Annotated in this window: 11 protein-coding genes; 8 read left to right on the top strand and 3 right to left on the bottom strand. The window is 72.7% G+C overall.

Annotated elements, in window-relative coordinates; all coding sequences use genetic code 11:
- Positions 1–100 precede the first annotated feature (100 nt).
- The 4 genes from rsmI (at position 101) to NH602_RS02450 (ending at position 3,288) form a co-directional block, all read left to right on the top strand.
- Positions 101–976, top strand: a complete 876-nt coding sequence (gene rsmI, locus NH602_RS02465) for a 16S rRNA (cytidine(1402)-2'-O)-methyltransferase (protein WP_253066874.1) — start codon at positions 101–103, stop codon at positions 974–976.
- A 65-nt stretch (positions 977–1,041) separates the two neighbouring features.
- Entirely contained in the window at positions 1,042–2,184 is a 1,143-nt protein-coding gene (locus NH602_RS02460; RefSeq protein ID WP_179761089.1) for an epoxide hydrolase family protein, read from the top strand.
- On the top strand, positions 2,181–2,585 hold the full coding sequence (locus NH602_RS02455; protein WP_253066873.1) for a TIGR03618 family F420-dependent PPOX class oxidoreductase: 405 nt from the start codon (positions 2,181–2,183) through the stop codon (positions 2,583–2,585). Before NH602_RS02460 ends, NH602_RS02455 begins: the two co-directional genes overlap by 4 nt.
- Positions 2,586–2,655: 70 nt before the next feature.
- Positions 2,656–3,288, top strand: a complete 633-nt coding sequence (locus NH602_RS02450; RefSeq protein WP_167379103.1) for a TetR/AcrR family transcriptional regulator — start codon at positions 2,656–2,658, stop codon at positions 3,286–3,288.
- A 45-nt stretch (positions 3,289–3,333) separates the two neighbouring features.
- On the opposite strand, the gene NH602_RS02445 is transcribed toward NH602_RS02450, so the two are convergent.
- Complete coding sequence (locus NH602_RS02445; RefSeq protein ID WP_073577610.1) at positions 3,334–4,509, bottom strand: cation:proton antiporter; 1,176 nt, start codon at positions 4,507–4,509, stop codon at positions 3,334–3,336.
- Between the two features lie 16 nt (positions 4,510–4,525).
- Complete coding sequence (locus tag NH602_RS02440) at positions 4,526–5,008, bottom strand: cation:proton antiporter regulatory subunit (RefSeq protein ID WP_073577611.1); 483 nt, start codon at positions 5,006–5,008, stop codon at positions 4,526–4,528.
- Between the two features lie 95 nt (positions 5,009–5,103).
- Here NH602_RS02440 and zwf point away from each other — a divergent pair, with 95 nt between their 5' ends.
- Together zwf and NH602_RS02430 are read left to right on the top strand one after the other, a co-directional pair.
- A complete protein-coding gene (zwf, locus tag NH602_RS02435; protein WP_179761088.1) occupies positions 5,104–6,513 on the top strand; it encodes a glucose-6-phosphate dehydrogenase in 1,410 nt (469 codons plus the stop codon).
- Entirely contained in the window at positions 6,510–8,339 is a 1,830-nt protein-coding gene (locus tag NH602_RS02430) for a glycoside hydrolase family 15 protein (RefSeq protein ID WP_179761087.1), read from the top strand. Before zwf ends, NH602_RS02430 begins: the two co-directional genes overlap by 4 nt.
- A 10-nt stretch (positions 8,340–8,349) precedes the next feature.
- Here the strand turns inward: NH602_RS02430 and NH602_RS02425 are convergent, their stop codons facing one another.
- Positions 8,350–8,913 (bottom strand): TetR/AcrR family transcriptional regulator, encoded by a 564-nt coding sequence (locus tag NH602_RS02425; protein WP_073577614.1) that lies wholly within the window; start codon positions 8,911–8,913, stop codon positions 8,350–8,352.
- A gap of 113 nt (positions 8,914–9,026) precedes the next feature.
- Between NH602_RS02425 and metG the strand changes: the two genes are divergently transcribed.
- Together metG and NH602_RS02415 are read left to right on the top strand one after the other, a co-directional pair.
- The gene (metG, locus tag NH602_RS02420; protein ID WP_073577615.1) at positions 9,027–10,817 is read left to right on the top strand and encodes a methionine--tRNA ligase; all 1,791 of its coding nucleotides are present in this window, start codon (positions 9,027–9,029) and stop codon (positions 10,815–10,817) included.
- The gene (locus tag NH602_RS02415; RefSeq protein ID WP_253066872.1) at positions 10,814–11,647 is read left to right on the top strand and encodes a TatD family hydrolase; all 834 of its coding nucleotides are present in this window, start codon (positions 10,814–10,816) and stop codon (positions 11,645–11,647) included. Before metG ends, NH602_RS02415 begins: the two co-directional genes overlap by 4 nt.
- The last annotated feature ends 149 nt before the right edge of the window (positions 11,648–11,796 follow it).

Below are 11,796 nucleotides of genomic sequence, written 5' to 3'. Positions count from 1 at the left end.
GCCGCGCGGGGTCAGCCCGGGTTCCGGGGCCGCCCCGGCGACCCGGCTCCCGGCGTCGGCGGTCGTGGAGGCCATCGCCGCCGATCGTAGGCTGGTCCGCGTGACTCCCGCCCCCGACTCCACGCCCGACACGGCCCGGTCCACCGGACGCCTGGTGCTGGCCGCGACCCCGCTGGGCGACCCGCGGGACGCCTCGCCGCGGCTGCGGGAGCTCATCGCCACCGCCGACGTGATCGCCGCCGAGGACACCCGCCGGTTCCGCACCCTCGCCGCGGCGCTGCCGGTCACGTACACGGGCCGGATCGTCAGCCACTACGACGCGGTCGAGGCCGAGCGGCTCCCCGGCCTGCTGGCCGCGGTCCGCGACGGCGCGACCGTGCTGGTCGTCTCCGACGCCGGGATGCCCGCGGTGTCCGACCCGGGCTACCGGCTCGTCGCCGCGGCCGCCGCGGAGGACCTCCCGGTCACCTGCGCGCCCGGCCCGTCCGCGGTGACCACGGCGCTGGTCCTGTCCGGCCTGCCGTGCGAGCGGTTCTGCTTCGACGGCTTCCCGCCGCGCCGCTCCGGCGAGCGCCGCCGGTGGCTGGGGACCCTGCGCGACGAGCGCCGCGCCGTGGTGTTCTTCGAGTCGCCGCGCCGGACCGCGGACACCCTCGCCGACGCCGTCGCGGTGCTGGGGGAGTTCCGCCGTGCCGCGGTGTGCCGGGAGCTGACCAAGACCCACGAGCAGGTCGTGCGCGGCACCCTGGCCGAGCTGCACACCTGGGCGGTCTCCGGGGACGTGCTCGGCGAGGTGACCGTGGTGCTGGCCGGCGCCGAGGCCCGGGAGGCGCCGCCGGTGGAGTCGCTGGTCGACGCCGTCCGGGAACGCACCGACGACGGCGAGCGTCTCAAGGACGCCGTCGCCGCCGTCGCCGAGGCGGCGGGCGTCCCGAAGCGGGACCTCTACAACGCGACCCTCGCCGCCCGGGACTGACGGCCGGCGACCACCCTCCACTCACTAAGCGGATGAAATCCTCCGCTTCGTGCTAGCGTCGATCGGTGCCCATCACACCGTTCCGACCTGACGTCCCCGACGTGGTCCTCGACCGGCTGCGTGCCCGTCTGGCCGACGTCGACTGGCCCGAGCCGGAGACGGTCACCGACGCCTCTCAGGGGCCGCCGCTGCGGGCGATGCAGGAGCTCGTCGAGTACTGGCGCACCGACTACGACTGGAGACGCGCCGAGACCGTGCTCGACGGGTTCGGTCAGTACCGCACGGAGATCGACGGCCTCGGTGTGCACTTCCTGCACGTACGCTCGCCCGAAGCCGATGCACTCCCGCTGCTGCTGTGCCACGGCTGGCCCGGATCGGTCCTCGAGTTCCGCGACGTCATCGGGCCGTTGACCGACCCTGTCGCCCACGGCGGCTCGGCCGAGGACGCCTTCCACGTCGTCGTCCCCTCGATGCCCGGATTCGGCTTCTCCGACCGGCCGACCGGCCCCGGGTGGAACGTGGGCCGCATCGCCCGGGCGTGGGCGGTCCTGATGGACCGGCTCGGTCACGGCGAGCGCTGGGGCGCCCAGGGCGGCGACTGGGGGGCCGCTGTCGTCGACCGCCTCGGCCGTGACGTCCCACCCGGTCTGCGCGGGATCCACCTGAACCTGGTCCCCGCGTTCCCGACGGCCGAGGAGGTCGCCGCCGCCGACGCCGAGGAACAGGAGATGATCGCCTCGGCCACGCGGTACCGCGACGGGATGTCGGCCTACGCGTTCGCGCAGAGCACGCGACCGCAGACCATCGGCTACATGCTCGCCGACAATCCTGTCGGGCTCGCGGCCTGGATCTACGGGTTGTTCCTCGACGTGTCCGACACCGACGGCGCCCCCGCCGCTGCTCTCGGGTTCGACGCGATCCTCGACGACATCATGCTGTACTGGATCCCCGGGACAGGGGCCTCGTCGGCCCGGCTGTACTGGGAAGCGGCGCAGGAGACCCCGGGGCACCGGGGCGTCAACCCCACCCCGCTCGGGGTGAGCGTGTTCCCGCGTGAGCCCGTGCGGGCCTCGCGGCGCTGGATCGAGTCCCGCTACGAGCACGTCGTCCACCACCGGGTGCACGACCGTGGTGGACACTTCGCCGCGCTGGAGCAGCCGGCTGCGCTGGTCGAGGACATCCGGGCGACCTTCGTGGGGCTGCGGTGAGCACGCCGATCGCACTGCCCGCGCCTGTGCTGGAGCTGCTGCGCTCCGGCGTCCGGTGCTTCGTCGCCACGACCGACGCCGACGGGAAGCCCCAGCTCACCCAGACCTGGGTCGACACCGACGGCACCCACGTCCTGGTCAACACCGTCGAGGGCCACCGCAAGCTCGCGAACCTGCGGCGCGATCCCCGGGTCTCGGTGGCCGTGTGCGGCACCGACGACGCCGCTTACTGGGGGCTGCGCGGTCATGTCGTCGCGTTCACGAAGGAGGGCGCCGCGGAGCACATCGACGAGCTGGCGCAGCGCTACACGGGCGGCCCGTACCGGGCGGTCCCCGGGAGCGCCGGGGCGCGGGTCCTGCTGCGGATCGCGGTCGACCGGGTGGTGCACCGACCGTGGTGACACGCCCCGCCCGGCCGCGTCCACCGACGTGCCCAGTCCCCGGGCGGATCGCGGTCCGTACCGTCGGGTGGTGACCGTGGACCCCCCGCTGCGCCGCGACGCCGAACGGAACCGCCGCCGCGTCCTCGATGCGGCCGCACAGCAGATCCTGGAGCATGGGCTCGGCGTCGCCCTCGAGGACATCGCCCGTGCCGCCGGGGTCGGTATCGGCACCCTGTACCGGCGCTTCGCCGACCGGGAAGCCCTCGTGGAAGCCCTGTTCGACGCCCACGTCGACGGGGTGGTCGCGCTGGCGGAGCGGGTGCTGGCGGAGGACCGGCACGGCAGATGCGTCGAGCGCTTCGTGACCGCGGTCGCCGAACGTCAGGCCGCGGAGCTCGGCCTGTCGCAGGTCCTGCGTACCGGCCCACACGGAACCGCCCTCGCCGTTCGGGCTCGCGAGCGGATCGGCCCACTCGCCGAGCGACTGCTCGAGCGGGACCGCGCCGACGGCAGCGTCGCGCCCGGCATCGGGGCGGGGGACCTCGTGCTGATCGAGATCATGATCGGTGCGGTGCAACGGGCCGGAGGCCCGCAGGACGACACGACGTGGCGTCGTGCCCTGTCCCTCGTTCTCGGCGGACTGCGGACCGGGGTGGACGGGTCGGGTGCCGCTCCGGACGACGAGGCGATCGACCGGCTGCAGGGCTCAGAGGGCCGCTGAGCCGGCCGGCGAGGCACCGGCGCCCCGAATCCGACGCGGCGGCCCTCAGACGGTCGCGGGGGTGCGCGTCGGGATCGCCCGCATGACGGGCTCGACGTAGCGGGCGGCGATCGGGCCGAGCACCGCCATGATCAGCACGTAGGCCGTGGCCAGCGCGGACAGCTCGGCGGGCACGGCGGCGTAGCCGACGGCCAGCCCGGCGATGACGATCGAGAACTCCCCGCGGGCGATCAGCGCGGCCCCGGCGCGGGCCCGGCCCATCCGCCCGATCCGTGCGCGCTTCGCCGCCCACCAGCCCGTCGCGTACTTGGTCGCGGCCGTCGACACGGCGAGCACGAGCGCCCACCCGAGCACCGGCGGGATGGCCCGCGGGTCGGTCGAGAGGCCGAACACCACGAAGAACACCGCGGCGAACAGGTCCCGCAGCGGCTCCAGCAGCTTCGTCGCGTTCTCCGCGGTCGAGCCGGAGATCGCGATGCCCAGCAGGAACGCGCCCACCGCGGCGGACACCTGCATGGCCTGGGCGAACCCGGCGACCAGCAGCGCGGCGCCGAGCACCTTGAGCAGGAACACCTCGCGGTCGTCGGAGTCGACGACGGCCGAGACGTAGCGGCCGTAGCGCAGGGCCACGACCAGCACCACCGAGATCACCGCGAGCGATACCGCGACCGCACTGATCCCGCCCCACAGCGTCACGCCGAGCAGCAGCGCCGTGAGGATCGGCAGGTAGAGCGCCATCACCAGGTCCTCGAAGACCAGCACCGACAGCACCACCGGCGTCTCCCGGTTGCCGAGCCGGCCCAGGTCCGACAGCACCTTCGCGACGATCCCGGAGGAGGAGATGTAGGTGACCCCGCCCAGCACCATCGCCCCGACCGTGCCCCAGCCCAGGATCAGCGCGACGGCGACGCCGGGCGCGGCGTTGAGCACGATGTCGACGATCCCGGCGGTCCACGACCGTTTCAGGCCGGTGACGAGCTCGACCGCGGAGTACTCGAGCCCGAGCAGCAGGAGCAGCAGGACGACGCCGACCTCGCCGGCCAGCGACGTGAAGTCGCCGATGTCGCCCAGCGGGATGACGCCGCCTGCGCCGAATGCGAGGCCGCCGAGCAGGTAGAGCGGGATGGGGGACAGGCCGATCCGCTGGGCGAGCCTGCCGAGCAGGCCGAGCCCGAAGAAGACGGCGCCGAGTTCGAGCAGTTCGAGTGCGGTGTGGTCCACGACTACCGGGGCGGCCTCAGCCGCGCGCGAGGATGTCGGCGGCCTGCTCCAGCTTCTCGGCCGTCCCGACGGCGATCACGATGTCCCCGGCGGCCAGCACGTGGTCCGGCGTCGGTGACGGGATCACCTGGCCCGCGCGCATGATCGCGACCACCGACACCTGGGTGCGGGTGCGCAGCGCGGTGTCGCCGAGCGGGCGGCCGTCGAACGGGCTGTTGAGCTTGATCGGCATCTTGCGGGTGGTGATGCCCGGGAGGTCCGCGTGCTCGTCCTTCAGCTGGTTGACCAGCTGCGGGGCGCCGAGCAGGTTCGCCAGGGCACCCGCCTCCTCGGTGGTCAGCGGCAGCTCCGCGACGCAGGCGTCCGGGTCGTCGGCACGGGAGAGGATCAGGTCGATCTTCCCGTCGCGGTGCGCGATGACCCCGACCCGGCGGCCGCTGCGCAGCTCGATCTCCTTCCGCACCCCGATCCCGGGCAGCGGCGTCACGTCGACGTTCACCCCCGCAACGGTACGCCGCGCACACCGGCCGTCGGAAACACGCTCGTGACCGGCGCCGCCGAATGACCGGGGCCGCCCGGGGGTAGCCGGGAGTCATGCCTTCGGACCTGCCCCCGCACGTGATCGTGCTGTTCGGCGCCACCGGCGACCTGGCGAAGCGCAAGCTCTTCCCGGGGCTGCTCCACCTGCAGAACGAGGGGCTGCTCCCCGAGGACTTCCGGGTGATCGGGTCCGGCCGGCACTCGCCCGGCTCCGACGAGGAGTTCCGCGACCGCATCCGCGAGGCGCTGTCCGACGACACCGGCTGGGACGACTTCGCGCCGCGCCTGAGCTTCGTCGTCTCCGACGCCGACGACGGCGCCGACCTCGCCGACGCGGTGCAGCGCGCGGAGAAGGACCTCGGCTCCGGCGACGTGCGCCGGCTCGTCTACCTCTCCGTGCCGCCGACCGCGATGACCCCGATGGTCGCGATGCTGGGGGAGACCGGCATCGCCGAGCGCTCCCGGCTGGTGCTGGAGAAGCCGTTCGGCACCGACCTGGAGTCCGCGAAGGAGCTGAACGCGGGCCTGAAGGACGTCTACGACGAGGCCGACATCTTCCGCATCGACCACTTCCTCGGCAAGGAGTCGGTGCAGAACATCCTCGCGCTGCGCTTCGCCAACGGCCTGTTCGAGCCGGTGTGGAACCGGCAGAACATCCGCTACGTGCAGATCGACGTCCCCGAGGAGATCGGGATCGAGGGCCGGGCGTCGTTCATGGAGTCCACCGGCACGTTCCGCGACATGATCTCCACCCACCTGTTCCAGATCCTCGGGTTCGTCGCGCTGGAGCCGCCGTACGAGATCGCGCCGGACGCGCTGCACGCGGAGAAGGCGAAGGTGTTCGGATCGATCCGCCCGCTCGACCCGTCGCGGGTGGTGTTCGGCCAGTACGCCTCCTACCGCGACGAGGAGGGCGTCGCCGACGACTCGGAGTCCGAGACGTTCGTCGCGCTGGAGACCTACGTCGACAACTGGCGCTGGTTCGGCGTCCCGTTCTTCCTGCGCACCGGCAAGGCGATGGGCGCGACCCGGCGCACCGTGACGATCGGCTTCGACGAGCCGGCGCTGACCATGTTCCCGGGCGGGTCGTTCACGGGCGATGCCCACGACGGGCCGCCCACCGAGCTCGTGATCGAGCTGGCCGACCAGGTGTCGGCCGAGCTCGACGTCCGGGCGAAGGTCCCCGGCCCGGAGCTGAGGGTCGGCCGCGGCCGGATGCGGCTGGACCTCGACAGCGTCGGTGACCCCGACGACGCGCTGGAGGCCTACGAGCGGCTGCTCCTGGACGTCATGAAGGGGGACCGCACGCTGTTCACCACGACCGAGGAGGTCGAGCGGCTCTGGGAGCTGTGCGACCCGGTGCTCGCCGACCCGCCGCGGACGCAGACCTACTCCGACGGGTCCTGGGGCCCGCAGGACGCGCTCGACCTGCCCGGCCCGCGCGGCTGGCGGGTGCCGGAGTGAGCCCCTCGCGCAGCGAGCGCTACCTCCCGATCGCCGAGCACGGGATCATCGGCGACCTGCGCTCCGCGGCGCTCGTCGGCACCGACGGCACCGTCGACTGGTTCTGCCCGGGCCGGTTCGACGCGCCCAGCGTGTTCGCCTCGCTGCTCGACACCGACCGCGGCGGGCACTGGCGGCTCGCGCCGTGCGTCGACGAGACCGAGCTCGCCAGCCAGCAGCAGTTCTACTACCCCGACTCCAACATCCTCATCACCCGATTCCTCACCGCCGACGGCATCGTCGAGGTGCAGGACCTCATGGTGGTGCTGCGCCCGCACGACCCCGACCACCGCCAGCGGCTCGTCCGCCGGGTGACCGGGGTCCGCGGGTCGGTGCCGATGACCGTCGAGGTGGTCCCGCGACCCGACTACGCCCGGGAGACCCCGAAGGTCGAGAGCGCGGGCGCCGGCATCCGCTTCACCGGCAGCGGCGTCACCCTGGACCTGACGTCGTCGGTGGAGCTGGAGATCACCGACCACGCCGCGGGCGCGGAGTTCCGCACCGCCGAGGGGCGCACCGAGGTGTTCGTGCTGGAGGTGGACGCGACCGGGGAGCCGACCGCCTGCGACGACGCCGCGGAGGCCCTGTTCACCGGGACCGTCTCGTTCTGGAAGGACTGGCTGGCGCACTCGTCGTACACCGGGCGGTGGCGTGAGCGTGTGCACCGCTCTGCGCTCACCCTCAAGCTGCTCACCCACGAGCCGACCGGCGCGGTGATCGCGTCGCCGACGATGGGGCTGCCCGAGCAGCTGGGCGGCGAGCGGAACTGGGACTACCGCTACGTCTGGATGCGCGACGCCGCGTTCACCCTCTACGCGCTGCTGCGGCTCGGGTTCACCGAGGAGGCGGGCGCGTTCATCGGCTGGCTGTCGGGCCGGTTCGGGAGCACCCGCGACGGGGACCAGGGCCCGCTGCGCGTCATGTACACGATCGACGGCGACGAGACCCCCGACGAGGTCGAGCTCGACCACCTCGACGGCTACCGCGGCTCGCGCCCGGTGCTGGCCGGGAACGGGGCGTCGGCGCAGCTCCAGCTCGACATCTACGGCGAGATCATCGACTCGGTCTACCTGTACGACAAGTACGGCGACGGCGTCGGCCACGAGGACTGGACGAACCTCTGCACGATCCTCGACTGGCTGCGCGAGCACTGGGACTCCCCGGACGAGGGCATCTGGGAGACCCGTGCGGGCCGCCAGGACCACGTGTTCTCCCGGCTCATGTGCTGGGTCGCGGTCGAGCGGATGATCCGGATGGCGCGCCGGCGCGGCCTGCCCGGCGACGTCGGGGCCTGGACCACCACCCGCGACGAGATCTACCACCAGATCATGGACCGCGGCTGGAACCCCGACGTGGGGCCGCGCGGGTCGTTCGTGCAGCGCTACGGCGCGACCACGCTGGACGCCTCGGTGCTGCTCATGCCGATGGTGAAGTTCTGCGCGCCCACCGAGCCGCGGTTCCTGGCGACCCTGGACGCGATCAACGACGACCTCGTCGTCGACACCCTGGTGTTCCGCTACGACGTCGAGGACTCGCCGGACGGTCTCGACGGCGAGGAGGGCACGTTCTCGATGTGCTCGTTCTGGAACGTCGAGGCGATGACCAGGGCCGGACGCCTGGAACAGGCCCGGATCGCGCTGGAGAAGATGTTCTCCTACGGCAACCACCTGGGCCTCTACGCCGAGGAGATCGGCCTGACCGGGGAGCAGCTGGGCAACTTCCCGCAGGCCTTCACCCACCTGTCGCTGATCAGCTCCGCGATCAACCTGGACCGGGCGCTGGGATGAAGGGGGCCGCTCAGTGGGTGAACAGGCAGGACTCGTAGAGCCGGACCCCGTGCTCCAGGGCCTGCTCCCGGGTGACGGGGCTCTCCGGGTCCAGCCAGGCCAGCACGATCTCACCCATCCCGCCGAGACAGAAGTGCCCGGCGACGCGCAGGTCGTCGGGCTCGATCCGGGAGTCGGCGGCGCTACCGACCATGAGCTCGGCGAAGCCGCGGTTGGCGCTGCGCCGGCGCGCGAGCAGCGCAGGACAGCCGACCGCGTCGACCAGCGCCACGACCCGGCGCGGGTCGCGGTCGACGTCGTCGAACCACGCGGTGAGGGCGGCCCTGATCTGGGCGGCCGGGTTCGGGGCCGCCGACTGCACCGCGGCCATCGTGGCGGCGGCACGCTCGTCGACGACGTGGTCGAACACCGCGCACCCGAGCTCCACGCCCGAGGCGAACTCCGCCGCGGCGGAGGCGGGCAGCCCGGCCTGTTCCGCGGCCGAACGGGGGTCGACGGCGGACCAGCCGCCGTCGGCCCACTGCTGCAGGGCCGCGTCGAGGAGGGCCTCGCGGTCCCGTTCACCCCGGTCCATGCGCGCCACTATGGCACCTCTAGGGGGAACGACACCCATCTCCGGGAGCTATCCCCATCTTTGGTGATGTGCCGCCGCGGAACGTGATGGCGACGGTGAATACGCTGGAGGGCATGAGCAAAGCCGTGCTGACCGCCGTGGCGTGGCCCTACGCCAACGGCCCCCGGCACATCGGCCACGTGTCCGGCTTCGGTGTGCCCTCCGACGTGTTCGCCCGGTACCGGCGGATGGCGGGGGACCGGGTGCTGATGGTGTCCGGCACCGACGAGCACGGCACCCCGATCCAGGTCCAGGCCGACGCCGAGGGGCTGACCCCGCGCCAGCTCGCCGACAAGTACAACGGCGTGATCACCGACGACCTGCAGGGTCTCGGGCTGAGCTACGACCTGTTCACCCGGACCACGACGTCGAACCACTACCGCGTCGTGCAGGACATGTTCACCGCGCTGTACAAGAACGGCTACGTCGTCCCGAAGACGCAGCTGGGCGCGATCAGCCCGTCCACCGGCCGCACCCTGCCCGACCGCTACATCGAGGGCACCTGCCCGATCTGCGGCTACGACGGCGCCCGCGGCGACCAGTGCGACAACTGCGGCAACCAGCTCGACCCGGCCGACCTCAAGAACCCGCGCTCGCGGATCAACGGGGAGACGCCGAAGTTCGTCGAGACCGAGCACTTCTTCCTCGACCTGCCCGCCTTCTCCGAGGCGCTCGGCAGCTGGCTGTCGACCCGCACCGACTGGCGCCCCAACGTGCTCAAGTTCTCCGCCAACCTGGTGGAGAACCTCAAGCCGCGCGCCATCACCCGCGACCTGGAGTGGGGCGTGCCCGTCCCGCTCGACGTCTGGTCGGACAACCCGCTCAAGAAGATCTACGTCTGGTTCGACGCCGTCATCGGCTACCTGTCCGCCTCGGTGGAGTGGGCCCGCCGCGGCCCGGACCCGGACGCGTGGAAGCAGTGGTGGACCGACCCGGCCGCCGAGGCCTTCTACTTCATGGGCAAGGACAACATCACCTTCCACTCGGTGATGTGGCCGGCGATCCTGCTCGGGCAGAACGGCGCGGGCGACCGCGGCGGCGAGCCCGGGCCGTACGGGACGCTCGACCTGCCCAGCGAGGTCGTGTCCTCGGAGTACCTGACTATGAGCGGGTCGAAGTTCTCGACCAGCCGCGGCACCGTCATCTACGTCGGCGACTTCCTGCGCGAGTTCGGGCCGGACGCGCTGCGCTACCACATCGCCGTCGCCGGGCCGGAGAACCAGGACGTCGACTTCACCTGGGACGAGTTCGTCCGCCGGGTGAACTTCGAGCTGGCCAACGAGTGGGGCAACCTGGTCAACCGGTCCATCTCGATGGCCCACAAGAACGTGGGCGCGGTCCCCACGCCGACGGCGCCGCAGCAGGCCGACGCCGAGCTGCTCGCGTACTCGCGGGCCGGGTTCGACACCGTCGGCGGGCTGCTCGCGCGGAACCGGTTCAAGCAGGCCGCGGGTGAGGCGATGCGCGTGGTCACCGCCGCGAACCGGTACCTGTCCGACCAGGAGCCGTGGAAGCGCAAGGACGACCCGGAGCGCCGGGACACGATCCTGCACACCGCGCTGCAGGTCGTGCAGGACGCCAACACCCTGCTGACCCCGTTCCTGCCGCACGCGGCGCAGAAGGTGCACGAGGCGCTCGGCGGCACCGGGGTGTGGGCCGCGCAGCCGGAGAAGACGACCGTCGACGACCTCGGCGACGGCCCCGCCTACCCGGTCCTCACCGGCGACTACGCCGCCGAGCAGGCCCACTGGGGGTCGACGCCGATCGAGGTGGGGCGCCCGCTGGCCAAGCCGTCGCCGATCATCGCCAAGCTCGCGCCCGAGCTGGGGGAGACCGGGCCGGAGTGGGCCCCGGTCCGGAAGTGAGCGGACACGGCCGCCGGCCGCGTCCCGAGCCGCCGGAGCCGCTCGCCGCGCCGACGATCGACAGCCACACCCACCTCGACGCGTGCGGCTGCGAGACCGACGCCGACGTCGTCGCCGCGATGGACCGGGCGGCGGCGGTCGGCGTCGTCGGCGCGGTCACCATCGCCGACGACCTCGACGGCGCGCGGTTCGCCGTCCGCGCCGCGCACGCCGACGACCGGGTGTGGGCGGCCGTCGCGCTGCACCCCACCCGGACGGCACGGGTACCGGCCGCCGACCTCGCCGAGATCGAGCGGCTGGCCGTCGACGACCGCGTCGTGTCGATCGGCGAGACCGGCCTGGACTACTACTGGGACCACAGCCCGCCCGCCGCGCAGCAGGATGCGTTCCGCTGGCACATCGGGCTGGCCAAGCGCACCGGCAAGCCGCTGATGATCCACGACCGGGACGCCCACGACGACGTCCTGCGCATCCTCCGCGAGGAGGGCGCCCCGGACACCGTGGTCTTCCACTGCTTCTCCGGCGACGCCGCGATGGCCCGGGAGTGCGCCGACGCCGGGTACGTCCTGTCCTTCGCCGGGCCCGTCACCTTCAAGAACAACCACGAGCTGCGGGCCGCCGCGGCACTGGTGCCCGCCGGGCAGTACCTCGTGGAGACCGACGCGCCGTTCCTCACCCCGCACCCGCACCGCGGCCGGGCCAACGAGCCCTACGTGCTGCCGTGGATCGTGCGGGGGATCGCCGCGACCCGCGGGGAGTCCGAGGCCCTGGTCGCCGAGACGGCCCGCCGCAACGCCGAACGGATCTTCCGGCTGCGCACAACCGATTGACGCCGTCCGCCGTGACGAATGGCGGAGTAGTCGTCACTCACCGTCGATCACAGTCCGCTCGTCGCCACGCGCGCGTCGGAAACGCTGCGCCGGGTCACGGTCCGCTAACGTCCCTCGTCGTACCCGCCGGGACGGGGTCGCTCCCCCGA

Source organism: Pseudonocardia sp. McavD-2-B (assembly GCF_024124365.1).
GTDB lineage: Bacteria > Actinomycetota > Actinomycetes > Mycobacteriales > Pseudonocardiaceae > Pseudonocardia > Pseudonocardia alni.
The sequence above is the reverse complement of the archived record's forward strand: the minus strand, read 5'-3'. Positions and strand labels throughout refer to the sequence as shown.

Bases quoted from the DNA above. Each gene is read 5' to 3' on its own strand.
- zwf (WP_179761088.1), top strand. From the start codon at position 5,104: ATGCCTTCGGACCTGCCCCCGCACGTGATCGTGCTGTTCGGCGCCACC.
- metG (WP_073577615.1), top strand. From the start codon at position 9,027: ATGAGCAAAGCCGTGCTGACCGCCGTGGCGTGGCCCTACGCCAACGGC.
- NH602_RS02425 (WP_073577614.1), bottom strand. From the start codon at position 8,913: ATGGACCGGGGTGAACGGGACCGCGAGGCCCTCCTCGACGCGGCCCTG.